Raw genomic sequence first — 22940 nt, 5'->3', positions numbered from 1 at the left:
GCACGGGCAACATGACTTTTCACAGTCGAGACATGACCAATTAGCACTCCCGCCTGATCATTTCTGCCCACTTGGGAGCACATTCGATCAGGCAGGAGTGACGGCATCCGTCCGGCCCGGCGGTGGCCCACGAGACCTCCGACGGCTCGGACGTCCGACTATCCGGTGCCCGCCTCCATCAACCGCACCAGGCTGGTGGGTCGCATGTCGGTCCACGCGGCCTCGATCGCGTCCAGACACTCCTGACGCGATCCTTCCGGGCCGCCGACGCTCCAGCCGCCCGGGATATCAATGTGCACCGGCCACAGCGAGTACTGACCCTCGCCATTCACCAGCGTCACGAACCGTCCCGACTCGTCATCGAAAGGATTGGCCACGACCGTCCCCCCACCTGTTCTCACGCTTTCCACGACATGTTCATCAGTCTCTTCCGAGCGCACCGCACCGATCAATTCATGCGGCCGTCGGTCGAACCGCCCGCCCCGCACGACCCGATCTCCGTCACGTGGGATGGAGATACGTTTCGCCCTGGGATACCGACGTATCGCTCATGGCCGAGCCGGACTTCCCGGCCTCGTCCGCTCACGCCGATCACAATAGAGGACCCTCGTCGACCGAAGATGAAAATTCAACCCATTGCCCAGGAGCACCCAATGGGCCGAGAAGGACCGAGACCCGTCCGAGACACAGGCCGAACCGCCCTCAACGAAAACATTCAGCCACTCGATGTCCCGATTGCGCGCGTATTACTGAATACGACCCGATCAAATCCGGATAGCCGACGGCGTACGCCCGCAGACGATCTGGCACACCCAGATCACAACGCGCTCCCGTGCGCCGGTCCCGCACCCCGCTCGCACCCCGCCCCGTCCAACCAGACGGAGCCCTCGACAGGCCGTACGTTCCGCACGGTGCACGCTGAAGAGTCAACGGCTGCGGGAGCGGAGAGGAAACGGCCTGCCGGGCAGTTGCCTGCGCCCCATCGGCTCCGAGGTGTGGCCGGCCACACCGGGCGGCACACACGCCTGGGACAACCCGGCCACGTTCACCGAGGACACCACCTGGGCGGTGGAGACCCCCCTGGCTCCCTGCCCTCCCCGCACCACGCACGCCGACGGCCCGGACGAGACGCAATCGCGTCGCGCCCGGGCCGTCGGTCCGGCACCGGCAGGCGCGCTACCGCGCCGCACCGGCCGGTGCGATGTACGTGTGCAGCAGCGCTGTCCGGCCGTCGTGCGTCGTCCAGTCGCCCACGCGGCTGGAGACGAGCCGCCAACCGGCGCGCTCGTAGAGCCGGACGGCGGCGCCGCCGCCGTCCTCCACCTCCAGGACCGGCCTCAGGCCGTCGGCCACCGCGGCTGCCGAGGCGGTCGCCAGCAGCGCGCTCGCCACTCCGCGCCGCCGGGCCGATGCCGTGGCGAACAGCCTTGACACCGCAGCCAGTTCGTCCTGAGGAAGCCCGGCCGTCGCCGCCATGGCGGGGCCGGTCCGGGTGAGTGCGACATGCCCCAGGACGTCGGTACCGTCCAGGGCCACCCAGGCGGCGAGCATGCCCGCGGGGGTCAACCAGCCGCCCGGGTCGGCCGGCCAGCGCGCCGGGTAGCGGTCCGCCACGTACACGGTGGCCAGCGCCTCCGCACACGCCGCCATGTCGTCGTCGCGGCGGCGACGGATCTCGGGTTGCTCCATCCCTTGATCCTCACACGACGCCGCGCCCGGAGGGGCTGCCGGGCATGCCGCTGCCTGCCGTCGCACGGGTGCGACGGCAGGCAGCGGCTCACTGTGCCGGACGGTCTACGGCTGCTCGGTGCCGTGCAGCGCGCTCACCTCGTCCGCGGTCAGGGCCCTGTCGTACACCTTGACCTGGTCGATGGCGCCGTTCCAGAAGTCACCCTTCTCGCCCGCGTACTGCGCACGGCCCACGGAGAGCGGTCCTGTGCTGACGTCCGCGGGACCGGCCTGGGCCGTGGCCGCGAGGCTGCCGTCGACGTACAGCTTCAGCTCGTCGCCGTCGCGCACACCCACGAGGTGGTACCACTTGGCGGTCTCGGGCGTCATCTCCGCCCGGGCCCGCTTCCCGCCCGGGGCGCTGAAGGCGAACGCGCCCTGCCCGTACTGGAGATAGAACGGGTTCTCCGTGCGTCGGCCGTCCTGGCTGACCACCGTCGCGTAGTTGCCCGGCAGCGCGTCGAGCGTGGCCCAGGCCGACACCGTGTAGTTGCCGGTGGTGTCGACGACCGGGCCCTCCGTCTGGGCGTACTGTCCCTCACCGTTGAACTTCAGCGCGGAGCCCTGGACGCCGGGCGTCCAGGTGGTGCCCGCGGAGAGGGTCAGCGGGAGACGGTTGGGGCCCTGGTCGCTCGCCTTGGTGCCCTTGCCCTCGTCGAGGTTCCAGGCGGCGCCGCCCTTCACCGCGTCGCGGTGGCCGGCGGCCGCTCCGGCCGCGATGACCTGTTCGTTGATCTGCCTGACCTTCTTGCGATCGATCTTGATCTCGCGCCGGTCGTAGGTGTAGAGGCCGTTCAGCTCGTTCTCCAGGTCGCTGACCTGGGTGTACACCGCGCCGGACAGTTCGGCGCCGGCGGCCGCCAGGTAGTACGTACGCGTGTTGTCGACGTACTTGGCCGTGAGGGCGTCCTTGTCCGCGACACCGCTGTAGATCGCCGCGGGTGCGCCCGGCCACATGTGGCCGGCGGTACGGAGCGTGAAGCCGCCGTGCTCACCGTCCATCGCAGCCCGGTCGTCCGGGAACGGTGCGTCGTTGTTGACGTAGTCGTGGTGGTCGATGATGTCGCCCCTGCCCGAGTCACCCTTCGACGAGCAGCAGTTGACACCGCTGTGCGCGTTGACGACGCGGGACGGGTCGGCGGCCTTGACCGAATCGGTGATCTTGCCGGTCTCGGTGCGGTCCCACTCGCCCCAGCCCTCGTTGAAGACGATCCAGCCGCCGATCGAGGGCGAGTTGTGCAGTTGCTCCATCATCTGCTTGCCCTGCGAGAGGAAGGCCTGCTGCCCCTTCGCGCCGGTGATGTCGGCGGAGACGAAGTCCTGCCACACCAGCAGGCCGAGCCGGTCCGCGTGGTAGTACCAGCGAGCCGACTCCACCTTGATGTGCTTGCGCACCGCGTTGAAACCGAGCTCCTTCTGGGCCTTCAGGTCGAAGGTCAGCGCGGCGTCGCTCGGCTGGGTGTAGAGGCCGTCGGGCCAGAAGCCCTGGTCCAGCATGGCGAGGGAGAAGAACGGCTTCCCGTTGAGCACCAGCTTCTGGTAGCCGCCGACCTTCTGGATGCCGAGTGAGCGCATGCCGAAGTAGCTGTCGACGGTGTCCTTGGAGCGGCCGTCGGTGAGGGTGACCTCGAGGTCGTACAGGTAGGGATCGTCCGGGGTCCAGAGGTGCTGCTTCCCGACGAGCAGGCTCAGCGCGTGGTTGGCCGGGCCGGTGACCGTGCCGACGACCTTGCCCTTCCTGTCCCGGGCGACGGCCTTGATCCGCGCACCGGCCGAGGCCTCGGCGGAGTTGACCGTCAGGGCCAGGCGGCCCTGGTCGATGTCGGGGGTGGTCGTCAGGGCGTCCACCGAGGCGGGGGCGACCGGCTCCATCCAGACGGTCTGCCAGATGCCGGAGGACGGCGTGTAGACGATGCCGCCGGGGTTGCGGGACTGCTTGCCCTTCGGCTGGTCGTCACCGGTGGTGTCGGTGACCGCGACGACGATCTCCTGCGGGCCGCTGCCCTTGACCGCGTCCGTGATGTCGGCGCTGAAGGAGGTGTAGCCGCCGGTGTGCTCGGCGACCTGCTTGCCGTTGACCCAGACGCGGGCCTGGTAGTCGACGGCACCGAAGTTGAGCTTCAGCCGGTTGCCGTCCTTGCCCTGCTTACCCTTGCCCTGGTCCACGGACCAGTTCTTCGGCACGGTGACGAGCTTGCGGTAGAACATGTGGTCTTCGTGGCGCTCAAGACCGGAGAGCTGTGACTCGACGGGGAACGGCACGGTGATGCGCTCGCCGAGCTTCTTCCCGAAGACGGGCTGCTCGCCCGCCGCGGCTCCGGCGAACTCCCACGGGCCGTTGAGGTTCTTCCACCGGTCGCGGACCTGCTGCGGCCTGGGGTACTCGGGCAGCGGGTGATTGCGGTCGAGCTCGTCGCCCCAGGTCGTGGTCAGCCGGTGCGTGGACAGGTTCCTGGCCGTGCGGCTGATCGCGGGGACGTCCTTGCCGCCTGCCTGGAGGCCGCCCTTGCCGTCGTACGCGACGCGGACCTGCTGGCCCTTCTGGACGGGCGCGGCCAGGGTGACGAGGAGTTCCTCGGCGTTGCCGGGCGCGCGGGCGACGGACTTCACCGGTATCGGTGAGGTGTCCGCCTCGATCCTGAGATGGTCCTTCACCTCGGAGAGGTTGCCGACCTTGTCGTCGAACGTCGCCCGGAGCTTCTGTCCGTCGCTCGCGACGCTCAGCCCGACCGGGTAGACCTCGAAGTCGGCCGGCGGGGTGAAGGCCGATTCGGGCACGATCTGCTTCGGGAGCTTCGCGCTGGACCAGCGCAGGAACATGTTGGCGCCGCCGGTGTCCTGGAACATCTCCAGCTTGAACTCGTGCGGCTCGCCGGCCTTCAGCGCGACCGGGGCGCTGGTCTGCTCGTTGTCCCAGTCGGGCTCCCAGTGGTCGATGACCGCCTTGCCGTCGATGAAGAGCCGAAATCCGTTGTCGCCGCTCGCGAAGAAGGTGTAGTCGCCGGTCTCGGGCGCCTGGATGGTGCCGGTCCAGCGTGCGGTGGTGTTCTCGGTCCGGCCGGTCGCGGACTCGAACGTGCCGGTGAGACCCGGGAAGTTGATCTCCGGGTCGAGGGCGACACCGCCGAGCTTGTAGAAGTCCCTCGCGCCGGGCGCGGACATGCTGAAGTACTCGCCCTTCAGCCCGTGCACGGCGGTGGCCGGATTGTCGGCCGCGAACGCGGAGGCGGCGGCGGGGGCCGGGGTGGCAGCGGCGGCGGGGACCAGGGTGGCCCCGACGGGTATCAGGAGTGCGGCGGCGCAGGCCACCGTTCTGAACAGAGCACGAGGTCGGGGCGTTTGTCGTCTCAAGGCGTCGTCCTGTCGAGAGAGCTGAAGTGCCTCAAACCTGTGAGGCACAGCACATAATCGAACATTGAGCCACAGCGCCAAACGCAAAACAACAGTCGTGCATGGAGAATTTTCAACGATAGAAAAACAGGCTGCCGGAGCACCGCCGAGCGTGCTGCCGGTAATGGTCCCCGTCGGAAAAGTTGCCGTACCGCGTGCATGCGCGGGAAACGGATGCCGCCGGTCCGCACGGCACGCATCCGCCCTCCCCGCACACGCCGTCACGGGACGGCGTGTGCGGGGAGGGCGGATGGTCGCGGGTGCGACCGGATCGCGCAGCCATGCTGCTCGGGAGCACGCACGGTGCCGAGCGGCTCGGTGCTGCTCGGGAGCACGCACCGTGCCGAGCGGCTCGCACACCGCGTGCCGAGCCGATGCCTCTCGTGCGCGAGCCCCCGGTCCAGCCCTCAGGTCAGCGGGTAGGACGTGCGGCCGGACACCTCGTCGATCTCGTCGTGCGCCTTGGTCAGCAGCTTCATCGCCAGCTCATTGAGCGCACGGGCGCCCGCGATCTCCTCGCCCACCCGGGGCTGCGCGGAGTCGGAGGGGTGCCGGCTGGCGTAGCCGTGGGCACGTACCTCGCTCCCGTCGGAGAGCCGCACCAGAGCGGCGGCGCGGGTGCGGTGGGCGTCCTCCTCGAATTCCAGCTCGATGTGCCATCCGACAGCGGTCTGCGTCATGGTGCTCACCTCCGGAGCCTCTGTCTCCAGAGTGCGCCCCTTCGCCCGGCCATGCGCGGCGGATCACTGTGTCCGGCGTCCCCGGCGGCGCAGGGTGATGGCGGCGTCGGCGTCGTACAGCTGGTTCCAGCTGCGCCCGGCGCCCGATTTCCAGGTGACATGGACGGTGTCCCCGTCGGCCCTGACCCCGTCCACCGTCATCGCACGGCTGCCGTCCCGTACGTCTCCGCGGCGCAGCTCGTCCGCCCTGACCGTGACCGGGTCCGCCGAGCGCACGCTCTCGACCTCGTCCGCCGCGAGGCCGAGAGCAGTGGCCAGTTCCCGGGCCCGGTCGGGGGTGCAGATCAGCGAGAGCTCTCCCGACGGCGTGCCGAGTCTGATCTCGACCCCCGCACCGACCGGAGTCACCTCCAGGTGTCCGGCCGGTGCACCGCTGTCCTCGTTCGCGCTCTTCATTCGCTCTCTTCTCCCCTTGCCCGGGCCTCCCGGCCCTCAGCGCAGCCGGAGACTTTCCGGCGGGCCCAGGTAGCTGGGCTTGAGGCCGTCGCCGGTGTCGACCACCAGGTTCTGGAGCACCACCGTCGGGTCGACCATCCAGAATTTGAGCACATGCACGCCGGCGGTGCCGATGCGGTGCACCGTACTGGTGACGTTGGCGTTGTCGGAGGTGTTACGGGCCCACTGCGCGTTCATCGTCCCGTCGACGGCCGCGGTCACCCGGGTGACGTTGACCGGCTGCGGTGCGTCGTCGTCGAAGGAGACGGCGTACGTCAGCCCGTCGGTCGGCAGCGGGTGGTATGCGTGGACGGTGACCGGTCCGGTGGTGAAGAGGCTGACCCGGTACTCCAACCGCGGGCTGCCACCGCCCGGAGTCTGCCGGGGTGCGGTGACCGGGAAGGTTCCATCCCGGCGCCCGTCCGGCCGATGTCCGCGATGCGCTGCCAGCCGACGCCGCCGCCGTTCACGGCCCGGCCGTAGTGGTCGGCCTCGATGGAGACGTACCCGTTGGCCTCGACGAAACCGGCCGGCCGGGAGCGGGAGAGCACCGGACGATCGACGACCGGGGTTCCAGGCGTACTCCAATCGACGCCGGGCAGCGGCTTGTCCACCACGGTCTGGAGGCTGGTCTCCCACTTGCCCTCGATGGCCGAGACGTCGAGCCTGCCCTTCGCGATCAGCCCGTCGATCAGCGGACTGCGTCCCACGGTCCCGATGATCGTGACCTCGCGCCCCATGGGCACCGTGCCGTGCGCGAGGGCGGGCCGGATGCCGGTGACGCGCTCGATGTCGTCCCGGAGGTCGCCCGCCACCCGGACGACGCCCGCCCAGTCGCGGTCGCTGACCACGACGGGCGCGGCGCGGCCGTCGCGGACCAGCGGAAAGCTGCCGGGGCGGGACGTGAACGAGATGTACGCGCCGGGGTCGGTCGGCCGTACGTCGGGGCCGTGCCCGGTGGCCGACGCCTCGGCGGAGAGTCCGAGGAGGGAGCCGAGGGGTGTCGCGGTGAGGGCGGTGAGGCCGAGGCCGAGCCCCAGGACCGATCTACGGCCGACCGGTCGCGGGAAGTGCTTGCCCATGCTGCCCTCCCCTGCTTTTGTTCGCACTCATGACTGATTGGACTGATCTGCACCCCGAGATATGTCGAAAGTTTCGTGAACCTCCCCGCAGATCCGGCGGGGAGGTTCACGGGCGGGGCGGAGCGAGGGGACGGCGCGGCGCGGCGGGCGGAGCCGGTCAGTTCGCGGCGCGCTCCGGTGCGGGCTCGACCGAGGTGTCGCAGACCAGCCGCCGCCGGTGGTCGACGGTACGCTCGGGCCCGGTCAGCCGCAGCCGCACCGTCCGGCGGACGGCGGTGACGGCGCTGGAGGCGGCGAGCCGCAGTTCGAGCTCGCCGGGTTCGACGACACGACGGCCGCCGATGCCGGTGAAGGACACCAGGTCGGCGTGGAAGCGGAACCGGACCCGGGCCGCCGCTCCGGCGGCGAGCGGCACCCGTGCGTATCCGATCAGCCGCGCCTGGGGGCGGGTCGTCTGGGCGACCGGGTCGTGGACGTACAGCTGCACCACTTCGGCGCCGTCGCGGTCACCGGTGTTGCGGACCGTGAGCTCGATGTCGGTGGACCCGTCGGTGGGGATCTCGTCCGGGACCGGGGCTCCCGGCTCCCAGTCGAAGGAGGTGTAGGACATGCCGTGCCCGAAGGGGTAGAGCGGCGTCGGGTCCAGGTTGCTGACCCCGCTCACCAGCCCCAGCGGCGGCTGAAGATACGTCCACGGCTGACCCCCCGGACCGTTCGGTACGCCGACCGGCAGCCGGCCGGAGGGGTTGACCCGGCCGGAGAGCACTCCGGCCAGCGCCGGACCGCCCTCCTCGCCGGGGAAGAACGCCTGCACGACGGCGGCCGCCCGGTCCGCCCAGCGCCCCAGCGCGTACGGCCGTCCGGTCAGCAGCACCAGGATCACCGGAGTACCGCCGGCCAGCAGGGCGTCCAGCAGCTCGCCCTGGACGCCGGGCAGCGAGAGGTCGGCCGCGTCGCAGCCCTCGCCGGAGGTGCCGCGGCCGAAGAGTCCGGCCCGGTCACCGAGCACGGCGACACAGACATCGGCGTCCCCGGCCAGCCGGACGGCGTCCGGGATCCCGGACGTGTCCGTACCGTCCACCTCGCAGCCGACGGCGAATTCGACGCCGGCGCCCGGGAGTTCCGCGCGCAGCGACTCCAGCACGGTCGGCACGTCGATCCCCATCGCGGTCTCGGGGTGCGAGACGCCGACGTGGCTGGGGAAGGAGTAGCAGCCGAGCATGGCCAGCGCGTCGTCGGCGCGCGGACCGACCACCGCGATCCGGCCGGTGCCGCGCAGCGGCAGCGCGCCGCCGGGGTTGGCGAGCAGCACACAGGCCTGCTCGGCGAGCTCCCGGGCCAGGGCCCGGTTCTCCGGCGGGTCGAGGTCGACGGTGTCCCGGGCCCGCGCGGGGTCCGCGTCCCTCAGGGCGGTGGGCAGCGGCGACCAGTCGGGGTCGAGCAGGCCGAGTTCGCACTTCTGGAGCAGAACGCGGTGCAGGGCCCGGTCGACCAGTTCCTCGGCCACGGTTCCGTCCCGCACGGCGGCGACGAGGACGTCGCCGTAGCTGCGGACGGTGGGCAGTTCCACGTCGACCCCGGCGCCCAGGGCGAGCCGGGCGGCGTCGGCGCGGTCGGCGGCGACCTTGTGGAGGGTCTCCAGGAAGCCGATGCCGAAGTAGTCGGCGACGACGGTCCCGGTGAATCCCCAGGTGTCCCGGAGCAGTTCGGTGAGCAGGACGGGGTCGGCCGCCGTGGGCACGCCGTCGATCTCCGTGTAGGAGGACATCACCGAGCGGGCGCCGCCCTCGCGCAGCGCCATCTCGAAGGGCGGGAGGGTCACATCGGCCATTTCGCGGGCCCCGGCCCGGACCGGCGCGAGATTGCGGGCGCCCGCCGATGCCGCGTACCCGGCGAAGTGCTTGAGGGTGGCGACGATGCCGGCGGACTGCAGTCCGCGGACGTACGCCGTGCCGATGGTCGCGACGAGGTAGGGGTCCTCGCCGATGGTCTCCTCGACGCGGCCCCAGCGCAGGTCGCGTGCCACGTCCAGCACGGGTGCCAGGCCCTGGTGGACGCCGACCGAGCGCATGTCGCGGCCGATCCGGTGGGCCATCCCGGTGACCAGTTCGGGGTTCCAGGCCGCGCCCCACGACAGCGGCACGGGGTAGGCGGTGGCGCCCCAGGCGGTGAAGCCGGCCAGGCACTCCTCGTGGGCGAGGGCCGGGATGCCGAACCGTCCGGCCCCGGCGATCCGGCGCTGCGCGCGGGCCAGGGCGAGCGCCCCGACCCCGGGGTCGACGGGGGCGGTGCCGAACGGCCGGGTGAGCTGGCCGAGGCCGCGGGTGGTGAGGTCGTCCCAGTCGACCGGGTCGACCATGTCGTTCTGGTGCGGTGCGACCCCGTCGCCGTCGGCGTCGGCGCCCACCCAGATTCCGTACAGCTGGGCGGCCTTCTCCTCCAGGGTCATCCGGGGGACCAGGTCGGCCACCCGTGCCTGGGGGGTGAGCGAGGGGTCGCGCCAGGGACCGTCGGCGGCCGGGGCCGCCTCGGTGCGGCGGGTGTGCGGGCCAGCGGGGATTGCCATGGGGGCAGGGGTTCCTCTCATGAGTGCGGTGGTGCGGGGCGGCGTGGGTGCGTTATTTGCCGCCCACCCCCATCAGTCCGTTGACCAGCGCCCGGCGCGCCACGAGGTACACGGCGAAGATGGGCACGACGGAGAGCACGATCGCCGCCAGCACGGCGGGGATGTTCACTCCGAACTGGGACATGAAGTTGAAGAGACCGAGCGTCAGGACGCGTTTCTCCTGCGACTGGGTGAGGATCAGCGGGAAGAGGAATCCGTTCCAGGCCTGCAGCGCCGAGAAGATGGCCACGGTGCTGATGCCGGCCTTGGACATCGGGATGGCGAGCTGCCACAGCATCCGCAGGGGCGTGGCGCCGTCGAGGGCCATCGCCTCGTACATCTCCTCGGAGACGTCGCGCATGGTGCCGCTCAGGACCAGCACGGCCACCGGCATCGCGAAGGCCGCGGTCGGCAGGATGATCGCGGGCAGGGTGTCGTACAGGCCCATCTTGCCGATCAGCAGGTACAGCGGAACGATCACGGCCTGCGCCGGGATGGCCACGCCGAGCAGGAAGGTCCGGAAGGCCAGCGAGGAGAGCCGGCTGCGGGTGCGGACCGCGACATAGGCGACGGGCACGGAGAGGACCAGCACGATGGCCACCGTGGAGGCGGCCACGATCGCGGTGTTGCCCAGCAGTGTGAAGAAGCCGCTGTGCAGAACGGTGTTGTAGTTGTCCAGGGTGGGGTGGGTCGGGAACGCCAGCGGATCGCCGCTGAGCGCCTCGTCCTGGTGCATCAGCGACGAGGAGACCAGCGTGTAGAGCGGTACGACGACGATGACGAGCCAGACCAGCGAGCCGAGGCCGGCCAGCGGGTTTCCCCACCTCCGGCGGCGCGCGGCGGTGCCTCGTGCCCGGAACGCGGCCGGCGCGGGCCGCGCCGCACGACGGGTGTCGACTGACATGGCGTCACATACCTTCCCGTGTCGACCGCATGGACCCGAAGCCGCTGAAGCGCACCAGAATCAGTGACAGACCGGTGGCGACGATCACCAGGGCCGTGGCGATGGCCGCGGCGTAGCCGAGGTCGTAGGTCTGGAAGCCGGTGCGGTACATCAGGTAGGGCAGGATCGTGGTGTCCGTGCCGGGACCGCCCTTGGTCATGATCAGCACGGTGTCGAAGTACGTCAGTGAGCCGACGATCATCAGGACCGACGACGTCGTGATGGTGTTGCGCAGCTGCGGCAGGGTGATGTGGAAGAACTGCCGCAGCATCCCGGCACCGTCGATGGCGGCCGCCTGGTACAGGACCTCCGGGATCTGCCGGGCGCCGCCCTGGTAGATCAGGGTGTGGAACGGCATGAACTGCCAGCCGCCGACGAAGGCCACGGTGAGCAGGGCGCCGGTGGACGAGCCCATGAGGTTCGGGTCGATGCCGAACCAGGGACCGATCTGCTTGATCACACCGAAGTTGGGGTCCAGCAGGGCGTGGAAGAGCATCGCGATGGCGGTGGTGGAGAGCAGCAGCGGGATGAAGAAGACCGCGGAGAGGAAGGTCCGGCTGCGCTGTCTGCCCGCCGCCCAGACGCCCAGCAGCAGTGCCACCGGCGTCTGGAAGGCCCAGCTGACGGTGGTGAGCAGCAGGCTCAGCCAGGCGGCCTGGCGGAACTCGGGGTCCTTGAACAGCCGGGTCCAGTTGTCCACGCCGACCGGGGTCGGGGAGTTGAGCCCGTCCCAGTGGCAGAAGGACAGGTAGACGGCGATCGCCAGCGGGACGATCGCGAAGACGGCGAAGAAGAGGATGCCCGGCAGGGCCCAGCCGACCGGCGGGCGGCCGACGTTGCCGACGGCCGCCCTCCTTCCTCCACGCACCTTGGTGTACGGAGAGACGTGGGACATCGTTACTTGACGGCCTTCATCGCGGCGACGAACTGCGCAGGGGTCGACTTCCCGGCGAACAGCTTGCTGATCTCGGTGAGCAGCGGGGTGGCGATCTGCGACTCCAGCGCCTGGTCCCAGGAGAGTGTGAAGCTCGGCGCGTTCTGGACCATCGTGTACTGGTCGTGCGCGAACTGCGGGTTGGGCGAGGAGTCCAGCATCGAGGCGGCGTTCGCCGTGGTCGGGATGTCGCCGTTGTCGACCAGGGCCTTGCTGTAGGACGTGGCGGCCATGGTCTTCAGGAACGCTATGGCCTCGTCCTTGTGCTTGGTCCGGGTGTTGACGGACCAGTAGTTGGTGGGGTTGCCCACCACGTCCGCGGCATCACCGACGCCGCCGGCCACGGTCGGGAACGCGGTCCAGCCGAGGTCCTTCTTCGCGAACTCGGGCGCCTTGCCGAGCTGGGTCGAGTACTCCCACGAACCCATCAGGTGCATGGCGGCCTTGCCCTTGTTGAGCAGGGTGGGGGCGCCTCCGTTGCCGTAGTCGACGGAGTTGAAGTTCTTGCCGAACGCGCCGCCGTCGACGAGTTCCTTGACGGCCTGGGCCGACTTGAGGACGGCGGGGTCGCCCCAGCCGGAGCTGTCGCCGCCCTGGATCCGGCGGAAGACCTCGGGGCCGCCGATCCGGTCGAGGAGGTACTCCATCCACATCAGCTCGGGCCACTTGTCGGAGCCGCCGAGGGCGAACGGCGTGATGTCCTTGCCCTTGAAGGTGGTGATGGCCTTCTGCATGTCCTCCCAGGTCTTGGGCGGCTGCAGCCTGTGCTCGGCGAAGAGGGTCTTGTTGTAAAAAAGCATCACGGGCTGCATGCCGCGCATCGGGATGCCGTACATCTTCCCGTCCAGGCTGCCCGCGGCGACGATCGAGGGAAGGAAGCCGTCCTTGAGGGTGGGGTCGTTCTTGATCGTCGACGTGAGGTCGACCACCTGCTTGGCGTCGACGTACGGCTTGATGGAGCCGCCACCCCAGTTGTAGAAGATGTCGGGGGCGCTCGGGGAGCCCATGGCGCTGCGGAGCTTGTTGACGTAGTCGGTGCCGGGTACGGAGACGAGCTTGACCTTGACGTCGGAGGTCTTGTTGAACTCCTTGACCGCCGCCTCCTGGATCTTTACTGCGTCGTCCCCGTAGACGTAGGCGGTGAGGGTCGCGCCGCCGCCGCTGTCGCTTCCGGAACCGCATCCGGCCAGCAGACCGGCCATGACCATGGCGGCGCCGGCCGCGGTCCATCTCGCCGTACGTGTGCCCTGAGTGAAAATACCCGACCGCATGACCGCACCTCTGTCGAATGTTTCGGTGTGACTTCCGAATGTTGCCGGAACGGTACGGTCGGGTTTCGGGTGCGTCAAGGGGTCGGGGAGCGGTATTTACTCCCGCCTGACCCAGGCGTCGGCCGGGACCACGGGAAGCTACGATCCCTTTATGAGCCCCGCAAACGTCCAGTCACATCAGGAGAATGCGCCCGCCGGCGAACCGTCGGAAGGCACCGCCACCCTGGCGGAAATCGCCCGAGCGGCCGGAGTCTCGGCTCCGACAGTTTCGAAGGTGCTGAACGGGCGCGCCGACGTCGCCCCGGGCACCCGCAGCAAGGTGGAGGAGCTGCTGCTGCTTCACGGCTACCGCCGCAGACGCGGCTCCACCACCCAGTCCCAGCTCATCGACCTGGTCTTCCACGAGCTGGACAGCGCCTGGGCCATGGAGGTCGTCCGCGGGGTGGAGAACGTCGCCAGGGAGGAAGGCCTGAGCCTGGTCCTCTCCGAGAGCGCGGGCCGGCTCACCCCGGGGCAGACCTGGGTGGACGGGGTACTGGCCCGCCGGCCGGTCGGGGTGATCCTGGTGCTCTCGGACCTCACCGCCGCCCAGCGCGCCCAGCTGACCAGCCGCAGCATCCCCTACGCGGTGGTCGACCCGGCGGGCGATCCCGGCGACGACATCCCCTCGGTCGGAACGACGAACTGGCAGGGCGGCCTGGCCGCCACCCGCCACCTCACCGCGCTCGGGCACCGGCGGATCGGGGTCATCAGCGGCCCGTCCCGGATGATGTGCAGCCGGGCCCGGGTGGACGGCTACCGCGCCGCCATGGAGACCGCGGGCCTGCCGATCGATCCGGCGCTGGTCCGCGAGGGCGAGTTCCAGCACGAGGCGGGATACACCGCGGGCCTGGAGCTGCTGCGGCAGGCCGACCGGCCGACCGCGATCTTCGCCGGCAACGACCTGCAGGCGCTCGGCGTGTACGAGGCGGCGCGGGAGCTGGGTCTACGCATCCCCGAGGACCTCAGCGTCGTCGGCTTCGACGACCTGCCGCTCACCCGGTGGATCGGACCGCCGCTGACCACGGTGCGCCAGCCGCTCATAGAGATGGCCGAGACCGCGGCCCGCCTGGTCGTCGACCTGGGCCGGGGCCGGCAGCCGGCGACGACCCGGGTCGACCTGGCCACCAATCTGGTGGTGCGCAGCAGCACGGCCGCACCCGGCCGCTGACCGAGGCCGTGGCGGGGCGCGGGCCCGTCCGCGCAGCGAGCGCACGCCATGAGAACTCCCTCTCCGCGCACGGCCCGGCCGCGGCTGGAGCCGTGCGACCCGGCGGCCTCTCCTCGTCGGCTTCAACGCGCCCGTACACGCCATCCCTCCCGCCCGGAACCGGGCCCGCCGCGGACGCGGCCGTGTCCCGAGCCGTCCTGCGCGCCACTGTCAGTGGCCCGGTGCAGACTGGTCGGTATCCGACACAACGGCGTTTCGGGAGGTTCGGTCATGACCGATGTTCTGCTCACCGTGGGTACCCGCAAGGGACTCTTCATCGGCCGCAGGCACGAGGGTGCGTGGAGGTTCGACGGTCCGCATTTCAATGCCCAGGCCATCTACTCGATCGCCATCGACACCCGCGGAAAAGCGCCCCGCCTGCTGGTCGGCGGCGACAGCGCGCACTGGGGCCCGTCCGTCTTCCACTCCGACGACCTGGGCGCCACCTGGATCGAGCCCAGACAACCGGCCGTGAAATTCCCGGAGTTCACCGGGACGTCGCTGGAGCGGGTCTGGCAGCTGCACCCAGCGGGCCCGGAGGCCCCCGACGTCGTGTACGCGGGCACCGAGCCGGCCGCACTGTTCCGGTCGCGGGACAGCGGCGAGTCGTTCGAACTGGTCCGCCCGCTCTGGGAGCATCCGACGCGTTCGAAGTGGGTGCCGGGAGGGGGCGGCGAGGGGCTGCACACGGTCCTGACCGACGAACGGGACGCACAGGCGGTGACGGTCGCGGTCTCCACCGCCGGGGTGTTCAGGACCGCGGACGGCGGCGAGAGCTGGACCCCGGCCAACAAGGGGGTGTCGGCCGTCTTCCTGCCCGACCCGAACCCGGAGTTCGGCCAGTGCGTGCACAAGGTCAGCCGGGACGCGGTCGATCCCGACCGGCTCTACCTCCAGAACCACTGGGGTGTGTTCCGCAGCGACGACGCCGGGAGCAACTGGACGGACATCGGCGAGGGCCTGCCCTCCGACTTCGGCTTCGCCGTGGCCGCGCATCCGCACCGGGCGGACACCGCGTACGTCTTCCCGATCAACGCCGACGCCGACCGGGTGCCGGCCGAGCACCGCTGCCGGGTCTTCCGGACCCGCGACGCAGGCAACAGCTGGGAGCCGCTGTCGGCGGGACTCCCGGAGGGGGCGCATTACGGCACGGTGCTGCGCGACGCGCTCTGTACGGACGACGCCGATCCGGCGGGTGTCTACTTCGGCAACCGCAACGGCGAGGTGTACGCGAGCGCGGACGACGGCGACAGCTGGCAGCAGCTCATCTCACACCTTCCGGATGTCCTGTGCGTCCGGGCGGCGGCCACCGGCGGTTGATCCATACCGTCGTATCAGCAGTGGAGTGCCGCCCGTGGCAGCACGACCTCCGCAGAAGGCCGGCTGTCCGCGAAGCTGGAGGGCACCGTGCGCTGCGTCCAGAACCGCGCCCGCCTCGTCCGCGCGCCTGGACCGCCTGGAGGCCGCGCCCGTTAGCGACCGTCTAACCTGCCGCGCACTCGGTCGATCAGAGTAGGTCGCCCTCCCATACCCACGGGCCGTCAGGACGGCTGATGGTCGGCGCGTACGAGGCTCGCCCGCCCGGTCCGTATGCGCTGTGAGGGCTGATCAGGTACGCGCGGGCGGTGATCTCCTGATCCGTCCAGCGGGTCACTTCGATCAGCTGCCTGTCCAGCGGGCCGCCGGACAGCTCGCGATAGGTATGGCCGGGCCGTGGTCCGGTCGCCGGGACGTCGTGCTCAGTGGCAGCCGGTGCGGAAACCGGCGTCGCCGCCGACCAGGATGGCGTCCCGGCCGATCGTGATCGTCACGCAGTCGTGAATCTCCTCCTCGACGAACGTGACGGCCTCGTCGAGCGGCGCCCGGCCTGTACGGGCGCAACCCACCGTTGCGTCCTCGAACCCGATCGACATGCCACAGAAGAGGATGAGCTCGTCCGGTGGTGACAGGATCTCCGCGACCGTCCTGCGATACACCGACCACGCCATCTGCGGGCAACTGTGCAGCCCTTCGGCGCGGAGCAGCAGCATGACGGTCTGCAGATACATGCCGACGTCGGACCATTGAGGCTGGCCCATGTAGCGGTCGATGTAGCAGAACAGGGCGGCGGGTGCACCGAAGCAGTCCCAGTTCGCGGCGGCGGCCCTCTGGCGTGCCTCCCAGTCCTCGCGCGCAATACCGAGTGCGCTGTAGCGCTCATGGCCGAAGGCGGATCGGCGCTCATGGTACGGAGACTTCAGTGCGGGCGGGTACATCTCGTACTCCCGCTCGTCCCAGGGGTCGGCTGCCGCCACGCGCTCGCCGGCGCGCCTCTTGAGCTCGGCCAGCGGCCTACCGGTCACCACGTAGGCGCGCCATGGCTGGAGGTTCGATCCGGACGGCGCCCAGGCCGCGGCGGACAGCACCCGCTCCAGCACGCGCCTCGGGACGGGCCGGTCGGTGAACCCGCGCACCGCCCGTCGGCTCGTGACCGCCTCATAGACATCCAGGATCATCTGCCTCCCTCATCTGCTCCACCTGTCCGCTCAGTGACAATCCGGGACCGCTGGGGCACCGGCGCATCCAGCGCCATGCCGGCGGTCGACTGTCGCGACGCCCTCGGGCCCGTCCCACCCCGAGAGCCGTGGCCCGTCTATCCCGGCGGGACGAGAGTGGGTGCATGCGAGTCCCCCGCTCTCCGCCTGACCGGGGACCGGGGGACCGCAGCCGGATACCCGTCCGACTCAAGCTGCCACGCCCGGCGGGCGCAACGAAAGGACTGCCGGGCTGGGACTGGACGCGCAGGAGGCGGGGGATGTCAGGAGAGCCAGTCGGCGTAGTGGGTAGGGGCGAGGTGGGCGTCCTTGTCGGTGAGGACGTCACCCTTGACGGCGGCGAACATGCCGGCGGTGGGGTCGGTGACGACGGTACGGTTGTCGCCCTTGTGGGACAGCGTGATCCGGCCCAGCTCGTCCAGGGGGAAGATCTCGGGGCCGGCGATGTTGTGCTCGCCGTTCAGCGGGGTGCCCGCGGCGACCTTCGCCACCGCGTCGGCCACATCCTTGGAGGCGATCGGCTGGATCGGCGTGGCGGGCAGCCGGACGGTGTCTTTGTCGGCGGTCCAGGACATGACGGCGTCCATGAACTCCATGAACTGCGTCGCCCGGACGATCGAGTAGGGGATCGGCCCGACCGTGAGGATGCTCTCCTGGAGCGCCTTGGCCCGGTAGTAGTCCAGCTCCGGCACCTGGTCCGTGCCGACGATCGAGAGGATGACGAAGTGGCCGACGCCGCCCTTGCGGGACGCCGCCAGGAGGTTGTCCATCGAGGTCTGGAAGAAGGCCGGGGAGGCTTCGTCGAAGGTCGGGGAGTTCGTCAGGTTGACGACGACATCGGCTCCCGCCACCGCCTCGTCCAGCCCCTGGCCGCTGATGACGTCGACTCCGGTGGACTGCGAGTGCGGTACCGCCTCGTGCCCGGCGGCGTTCAGCTTCTTGACGACCTGCGCCCCGATCAGCCCAGTACCGCCGATGACTGCGATCTTCATGACATACCTTTCGTGGGGATTACGTGCGCAAGATGGCATATGCAATGTTATGTGGACGCAGCATGAAGCGGCTCGTTGATCGACCAATGAGGGACGGCGTCAGAGGCCGTCGACGAACGTGACCGCCTCGCCGCGCAGCGCCCGGCTGTCGCCTGATGGCCCCGCAGCACGGCTCGCGGCGCACGCGGACTCCGGTGCGGCCCGGGGGATGGTCGAGCGGCGACCGCGTCCGGGGGCGTTGCGTCCGGATTGCGGAGGAGGGGCGGATCGAACCCCTGCCTGGCCCGGACCCCTTGGCCATCTCGCCCCGTGGTGCCAGTCACGGACCGGCACGGGAGGAAGGACGGTTCAGGCGGGTTCACTGCCCTTGCCGTGGCTTTCTTCTGGCTGGCGGTCGTCGTCGGTGGGGCTAAGGAAGGTCTGACGCGAGCTGAACCGGCAAGGCCACGCGGTGGCCCGGTGCACCGTCGAACGCCTGATGCGCGAGCTCGGTATTGCCGGCGCCCTCCGCGGCAAGCGGGTGATCACCACAGTGCCGGACACGAGCGACGACGATCACGGCGGTGGATTGCGTCCTCGTCAGACAGTGCGCCGAACTGAGTCCGGCCGCGCCGCCGCCCACGATCAATACGCCTTCCAACGGGCGGCTCACTCGGCCCGCCGTTCGACGACCGGCGTCCCGTCCGGATTCATCCACACGCGCTCGGTCACCGCACCCACACCCGCCTGGCGCGACTCCTTCGAGGTGGTCGCGTGAACAGCACCGAACTCCTGGCCTGTATCCGTATCCGGCGCCTTGTTTGGCGTAGCCGTGGGTGCGGCGGATGGTGTCATCGATGTCCGCGTGGGCGACGTGGTCCGCGCCGGGCAGCAGCGGGGTGTGACGGGCCAGTTCGGGCAGGAACCGGCGGGCCACGGCGTGCAGTTGCTCCACATGTCCGTGCGTGAAGGAAACCAGGAACGACCCCAGCGTGGATGGGTCCCGCACCCCGCGGAAGAGACGGCCCATCGCGCCGTGCCGTAGCCGGTCCATGTCCTCGATGCTGTCGGCGCCCGCACCATGCCGCCCACCAGCGACATCAGTTTCGCGGCGGGGAAGGCGCCGGTGCCGTCCTTCGAGCACGGCAGCCGGATGAGCTCATCGGCCAGGGTCGGCAGAGCACACCGCTCGGCCAGTCGGATCACCGGTTCCAGTCCGCCGTACGCGACCAGGTTCGGATCATCGAACACGGATGAGACCGCCGCTGCGGCATGGGAAGACTGCATCTCGGAAGTGCCTTGCCGATCGTGCCTGATGCGGTCCTAGAGAAACCCCATCATCGCAGGTCACAAGGAACTTCTTCATCCGGAGAAACCATCCACAGGCATCAAGCCGGTGGATCCGGGTTAAAACGCGCCTGCCTCTGTGCTCGCCGTCTTCTACCTCAACGGGGGTACGAGGTGCAGGGGCACCCTCATAGGGAAGGGACGGGATGAACAGCCGTTACGGAAGTTGCCAATCGACCGGCTGGGCACCCTGTTGCTTGAGCAGATCGTTCGCCCTGCTGAAAGGCCGTGAGCCAAAGAACCCACGGTCCGCCGATCGAGGCGACGGATGCGCAGACTCGACGACCGGGTACCGGCCGAGGTGTGAGCGCAGGCTGCGGGCATCGTTGCCCCAGAGGATCGACACGAGCGGCTTGTCTCGCGCCGCGAGGGCGCGAATCGCCTGCTCCGTCACCGCCTCCCAGCCTTTGCCCCGGTGCGCCGCTGACTGGCGGGGCGCAGTCGTAAGAACTCTGTTCAAGAGGAGAACACCTTGCTGTGTCCAGGGTGTCAGATCACCGTTGGAGGGCCTTGACGTACCGACGTCGCGACACATCTCCAGGTAAATGTTCTCCAGACTGCCTGGGACGTTTCGCACCTCGGGGGCCACGGCGAAGCTGAGCCCGATGGGCATTCCCGGGGTGGGGTATGGATCCTGTCCGACGATCAGGACTCGGACATCATCGAAGGGCTGCTGGAACGCGCGGAGCACGTTCGGGCCGGCCGGCAGATACGTTCGGCCAGCGGCGATCTCGGCGCGAAGGAAGTTGCCCATAGCGCCGACACGTTCAGCTACGGGTTCGAGCGCCTTCGCCCATCCGGGTTCGACAAGCTCGTTCAAGGGTCGTGGTGCCATGACCGGTCAGCCTACCCAACCACGCATAGGAGACGCCCCCTTGCAGGGAAGCCACCTCCAAGGCGCTACCCTTCGTCATCGAGATCATCAAGCCATTCAAGTACAGCTCGCAGCCGCTCAGCAGGAACGAGGGGGCCCGTTGCGTCCAGCGATCAAGCCGCTCACTCACCGTCATCACGCCAGGCCAACCTCTCGTCCCGAACACCCACATCTCGGAACTCCCGCACACGCGGTGGGGCTGAGCTTCTCCGTCGCACCCGACGTGCACCCGGTGCCCGGCAGCCTGGAGAACATCTTCCGGGAACTCCACTCGGACCTGGGGCTTCCGCGCCCCTCCAACGGCGATCTGACGCCGTGGGCCGAGCAGGGTTTGCTGCTGCTCAACAAGGCTCTGACCACCGCGCCCCGCCGGCCCGCCGCGCATCGCGGAAAGGGCTGGGAGGAGGTGACCCAGCAGGCGATCTCGGCACTGGCCGCGCGGGGCACCCCGCTGGTGTCGGTCCTGTGGGGCCGCGACGCCCGCAATCTGCGTCCGTCGCTGGGGGGGTTCCCGGCGATCGAGTCCTCGCACCCCTCCCCCATGTCGGCGGACCGCGGGTTCTTCGGTTCACGGCCGTTCAGCCGGACCAATGAGCTGCTGGAGCATCAGGGCGCCCAGCCGGTCGACTGGCGACTGCCGTGACGGCTGCGTCCGACGGGCACGGCCCGGCGGCGACCGGCGGCCCCGGACGGCCGGGTGACGTCGGGGAGCACGTCCGCACGGAGTTCGTCCTCGGGGTGGACTCGGGTGGTTCCGGCCTGCGGGTGGCTCTGGGCACCGTCGGCTCGCAGGCACCCCTGGCCACGGCGGCCTGTGCCGAACCGGTGCGGACCGGGCCCCGCGGTATCGACGCCGCCCATCTGCTGGAACAACTGCTGCCCACCGCCCGGGAACTGCTCATGCGGCACGGCGGCGGAAGCCGGATCACCGCCGCGGCGATCGGTGCGGCCGGCATGGCCACCCTCGGCGACCAGCTGCGGGCCGAGCTGCCCGCGGCCCTGGCGGACGCGCTCGGTGTGCGACGGCTGGCGCTCGCCGCCGACGCGGTGACCGCGTACGCCGGAGCGGTCGGGCAGCGGCCCGGCGCGGTGGTCGCGGGCGGCACCGGCCTGATCGCCCTGGGCACGGACCTGACGCAGTGGCGGCGGGCCGACGGCTGGGGCCATCTGCTGGGCGACAGCGGCGGCGGCGCCTGGATCGGCCGGGCCGGTCTCGATGCGGCGATGCGCGCCCACGACGGGCGGCGCGGCGGATCCCCGGCACTGCTGGCCCGGCTGGAGGCGGTGTTCGGCCCGGCGCCCGAACTGCCGGGTCTGCTCTATCCGCGTACCGACCGGCCCGCGGTCCTGGCCTCGTTCGCTCCCGAGGTGGCCGCCTGCGCGGCACACGACCCCGTGGCCGAGGGCATTCTCCGCGACGCCGCCGGGCACATCGCACAGGCGGCCGCCGCCGTGTGCCCGAAGGCCGGGGCGGACAACGAGGACTGCGAAGTGGCGCTGACGGGTGGCTTGTTCCGGATGGGCGACCCGCTGCTCGTACCGCTGCGCGAGGAGCTGGCCCGGCAGCTGCCGCACGCACGGGCGGTCCCCGGTTCGGGTGATCCCCTGATCGGATCGCTGCGCATCGCGCAGGCGCTGGCCACCGATGCCCTGCTCCTGCCGCCCCATCCGACGCTGCTCCGGATTCCGCTGTCCGGGCCGGACCAACAGCCCGGCAGAGGGGTGACAGACCAGGGCAGTTGACCGGTAAGCCGCCCATCGGATAAATAAGGACAGACAACGCGCGACCGGACCCTCCCCGCGCAGCGGGGTACCCAAAACCAGTAGCATGCGGCGCCATGAGCACCCCCACTGGGCCCGCTTCCGGCCTGCCTGTACGAATGCCGCGACCTCGCCAGTCCGGACGGCACCGCCGCCCGGAGCCCGTGGTCGCACCTGAGGGCGCTGCCGCGCTCGTTCTCGCCGTTCCCGGTACCCCCTCTTCGGCCACCCGCAGCCTGGCCGAAGAGGTGATCAGCATTGCCCGCTCCGAGCTGCCCGGTCTGAACGCCCTGATCGGTTACCTCGACGGCGATGATGCCGAGTACCCCGCTCTTGCCTCCGTGCTGGCGCACTCCGCTGCCGAGCGCATCGCGCGCTTCGAGCAGGCGACCGCCGCCGGCCGCGAGGTCGCTCCGCCCGAGGGCCCGGCCGCCGTCGTGGTGCCGCTGCTCGCGGGGCCGGACAACACCCTTGTGCAGCGGATACGCCACGCGATCACGGACAGCCAGGCACCGACCGAACTGACCGATGTGCTCGGCCCGCACCCGCTCCTCGCCGAGGCACTGCACGTGCGCCTCTCCGAGGCCGGTCTCGCCCGCGCCGACCGGGCCAGGCTGTTCACGGTGGCGACGGCCGCCGACGGGATCGTGCTGGCCACCGTGGGCGGCGAGGAGGCCGTGCAGGCCGCCGGGATCACCGGGATGCTGCTGGCCGCGCGGCTCGCGGTGCCGGTGATGGCCGCCGCACTCGATGTCGAGGGTTCGGTCGCGTCGATCGCCGCGCAGCTGAAGGACTCCGGCTCGCTCCAGCTGGCGGTCGCGCCGTACCTGGTGGGTCCCGAGGTGGCCGAGGGGCTGCTGGACTCCGCCGTCAAGGAGGCGGGCTGCGCGACGGCCGAGCCGCTCGGCGCCTACCCGGCGATCGGCAAGCTGGTGCTGTCGATGTACACCACGGCGCTCGGTATCGCTCCCCCCGTGGCGCAGGGGGCACAGGCCCACTGATCCGTTCCGCCGGGTGGACCCGGCGAAACGGTGTGTCCTGCGTCGTGTGCGGGGCCCGGATCGTCCCGGGCCCCG

16 protein-coding genes and 4 pseudogenes are annotated in these 22940 nt (G+C 70.3%); 6 read left to right on the top strand and 14 right to left on the bottom strand.

The annotated features are described in order from the left end of the window. Positions 1–158: 158 nt before the first annotated feature. The 11 genes and pseudogenes from FHX80_RS30300 to FHX80_RS30255 all read right to left on the bottom strand — a co-directional run bounded on the left by FHX80_RS30300 (position 159) and on the right by FHX80_RS30255 (position 13065). Positions 159–377, bottom strand: coding sequence for an MbtH family protein (locus FHX80_RS30300; protein WP_145767682.1), 219 nt, complete (start codon positions 375–377; stop codon positions 159–161). Positions 378–1176: 799 nt separating this feature from the next. Continuing rightward, a complete protein-coding gene (locus FHX80_RS30295; protein ID WP_244318681.1) occupies positions 1177–1689 on the bottom strand; it encodes a GNAT family N-acetyltransferase in 513 nt (170 codons plus the stop codon). A 105-nt stretch (positions 1690–1794) separates the two neighbouring features. Further along, on the bottom strand, positions 1795–5079 hold the full coding sequence (locus FHX80_RS30290) for a LamG-like jellyroll fold domain-containing protein (protein ID WP_145767681.1): 3285 nt from the start codon (positions 5077–5079) through the stop codon (positions 1795–1797). A 446-nt stretch (positions 5080–5525) separates the two neighbouring features. Continuing rightward, positions 5526–5798 carry a DUF1876 domain-containing protein gene (locus FHX80_RS30285; protein ID WP_145767679.1) on the bottom strand — a complete coding sequence of 91 codons (273 nt, stop codon included), beginning with the start codon at positions 5796–5798 and terminating at the stop codon, positions 5526–5528. Positions 5799–5861: 63 nt separating this feature from the next. Further along, positions 5862–6254 (bottom strand): hypothetical protein, encoded by a 393-nt coding sequence (locus FHX80_RS30280; RefSeq protein ID WP_145767677.1) that lies wholly within the window; start codon positions 6252–6254, stop codon positions 5862–5864. A 36-nt stretch (positions 6255–6290) separates the two neighbouring features. Continuing rightward, positions 6291–6865, bottom strand: a pseudogene (locus tag FHX80_RS36140) (glycosyl hydrolase 115 family protein); the annotation flags it as partial. Between the two features lie 15 nt (positions 6866–6880). Continuing rightward, a pseudogene (locus tag FHX80_RS36890) lies at positions 6881–7375 on the bottom strand (glycosyl hydrolase 115 family protein); the annotation flags it as partial. Positions 7376–7532: 157 nt separating this feature from the next. Then, complete coding sequence (locus FHX80_RS30270) at positions 7533–9941, bottom strand: beta-xylosidase/alpha-l-arabinosidase (protein ID WP_145767676.1); 2409 nt, start codon at positions 9939–9941, stop codon at positions 7533–7535. Between the two features lie 52 nt (positions 9942–9993). Continuing rightward, on the bottom strand, positions 9994–10884 hold the full coding sequence (locus tag FHX80_RS30265) for a carbohydrate ABC transporter permease (protein ID WP_145767674.1): 891 nt from the start codon (positions 10882–10884) through the stop codon (positions 9994–9996). A gap of 4 nt (positions 10885–10888) precedes the next feature. Then, the gene (locus FHX80_RS30260) at positions 10889–11818 is read right to left on the bottom strand and encodes a carbohydrate ABC transporter permease (protein WP_145767672.1); all 930 of its coding nucleotides are present in this window, start codon (positions 11816–11818) and stop codon (positions 10889–10891) included. 2 nt (positions 11819–11820) lie between these two features. Further along, entirely contained in the window at positions 11821–13065 is a 1245-nt protein-coding gene (locus FHX80_RS30255) for an extracellular solute-binding protein (protein ID WP_208764856.1), read from the bottom strand. A gap of 214 nt (positions 13066–13279) precedes the next feature. Between FHX80_RS30255 and FHX80_RS30250 the strand changes: the two genes are divergently transcribed. Beyond that, a complete protein-coding gene (locus FHX80_RS30250; RefSeq protein WP_145767669.1) occupies positions 13280–14338 on the top strand; it encodes a LacI family DNA-binding transcriptional regulator in 1059 nt (352 codons plus the stop codon). A gap of 270 nt (positions 14339–14608) precedes the next feature. Next, the gene (locus tag FHX80_RS30245) at positions 14609–15697 is read left to right on the top strand and encodes a WD40/YVTN/BNR-like repeat-containing protein (protein ID WP_145767668.1); all 1089 of its coding nucleotides are present in this window, start codon (positions 14609–14611) and stop codon (positions 15695–15697) included. 419 nt (positions 15698–16116) lie between these two features. Here the strand turns inward: FHX80_RS30245 and FHX80_RS30235 are convergent, their stop codons facing one another. Further along, positions 16117–16866, bottom strand: coding sequence for a nitroreductase (locus FHX80_RS30235; protein WP_145768123.1), 750 nt, complete (start codon positions 16864–16866; stop codon positions 16117–16119). Positions 16867–17174: 308 nt separating this feature from the next. Beyond that, on the bottom strand, positions 17175–17903 hold the full coding sequence (locus FHX80_RS30230) for an SDR family oxidoreductase (protein ID WP_145767667.1): 729 nt from the start codon (positions 17901–17903) through the stop codon (positions 17175–17177). Positions 17904–18327: 424 nt separating this feature from the next. Between FHX80_RS30230 and FHX80_RS30225 the strand changes: the two are divergent. Further along, positions 18328–18444, top strand: a pseudogene (locus FHX80_RS30225) (IS3 family transposase); the annotation flags it as partial. A 942-nt stretch (positions 18445–19386) separates the two neighbouring features. Here FHX80_RS30225 and FHX80_RS30220 read toward each other — a convergent pair. Next, on the bottom strand, positions 19387–20064 hold the full coding sequence (locus FHX80_RS30220; RefSeq protein WP_145767665.1) for a uracil-DNA glycosylase: 678 nt from the start codon (positions 20062–20064) through the stop codon (positions 19387–19389). Positions 20065–20281: 217 nt separating this feature from the next. On the opposite strand from FHX80_RS30220, the pseudogene FHX80_RS30215 reads away from it, so the two are divergent. The 3 genes and pseudogenes from FHX80_RS30215 to FHX80_RS30205 form a co-directional block, all read left to right on the top strand. Beyond that, positions 20282–20746 (top strand): annotated as a pseudogene (locus FHX80_RS30215) (uracil-DNA glycosylase); the annotation flags it as partial. A gap of 95 nt (positions 20747–20841) precedes the next feature. After that, the gene (locus tag FHX80_RS30210; protein WP_145768121.1) at positions 20842–21846 is read left to right on the top strand and encodes an N-acetylglucosamine kinase; all 1005 of its coding nucleotides are present in this window, start codon (positions 20842–20844) and stop codon (positions 21844–21846) included. Between the two features lie 95 nt (positions 21847–21941). Further along, positions 21942–22865, top strand: a complete 924-nt coding sequence (locus tag FHX80_RS30205; protein WP_145767664.1) for a sirohydrochlorin chelatase — start codon at positions 21942–21944, stop codon at positions 22863–22865. Positions 22866–22940: the final 75 nt, after the last annotated feature.

The sequence above is a fragment of the Streptomyces brevispora genome (genome assembly GCF_007829885.1).
Taxonomy (GTDB): domain Bacteria; phylum Actinomycetota; class Actinomycetes; order Streptomycetales; family Streptomycetaceae; genus Streptomyces; species Streptomyces brevispora.
The sequence above is the reverse complement of the archived record's forward strand: the minus strand, read 5'-3'. Positions and strand labels throughout refer to the sequence as shown.

Coding starts and splice junctions, on each gene's coding strand:
- FHX80_RS30295 (WP_244318681.1), bottom strand. CDS start 1,689: ATGGAGCAACCCGAGATCCGTCGCCGCCGCGACGACGACATGGCGGCG.
- FHX80_RS30285 (WP_145767679.1), bottom strand. CDS start 5,798: ATGACGCAGACCGCTGTCGGATGGCACATCGAGCTGGAATTCGAGGAG.
- FHX80_RS30280 (WP_145767677.1), bottom strand. CDS start 6,254: ATGAAGAGCGCGAACGAGGACAGCGGTGCACCGGCCGGACACCTGGAG.
- FHX80_RS30270 (WP_145767676.1), bottom strand. CDS start 9,941: ATGGCAATCCCCGCTGGCCCGCACACCCGCCGCACCGAGGCGGCCCCG.
- FHX80_RS30265 (WP_145767674.1), bottom strand. CDS start 10,884: ATGTCAGTCGACACCCGTCGTGCGGCGCGGCCCGCGCCGGCCGCGTTC.
- FHX80_RS30260 (WP_145767672.1), bottom strand. CDS start 11,818: ATGTCCCACGTCTCTCCGTACACCAAGGTGCGTGGAGGAAGGAGGGCG.
- FHX80_RS30255 (WP_208764856.1), bottom strand. CDS start 13,065: ATGGTCATGGCCGGTCTGCTGGCCGGATGCGGTTCCGGAAGCGACAGC.
- FHX80_RS30250 (WP_145767669.1), top strand. CDS start 13,280: ATGAGCCCCGCAAACGTCCAGTCACATCAGGAGAATGCGCCCGCCGGC.
- FHX80_RS30245 (WP_145767668.1), top strand. CDS start 14,609: ATGACCGATGTTCTGCTCACCGTGGGTACCCGCAAGGGACTCTTCATC.
- FHX80_RS30230 (WP_145767667.1), bottom strand. CDS start 17,903: ATGAAGATCGCAGTCATCGGCGGTACTGGGCTGATCGGGGCGCAGGTC.
- FHX80_RS30220 (WP_145767665.1), bottom strand. CDS start 20,064: ATGGCACCACGACCCTTGAACGAGCTTGTCGAACCCGGATGGGCGAAG.
- FHX80_RS30205 (WP_145767664.1), top strand. CDS start 21,942: ATGAGCACCCCCACTGGGCCCGCTTCCGGCCTGCCTGTACGAATGCCG.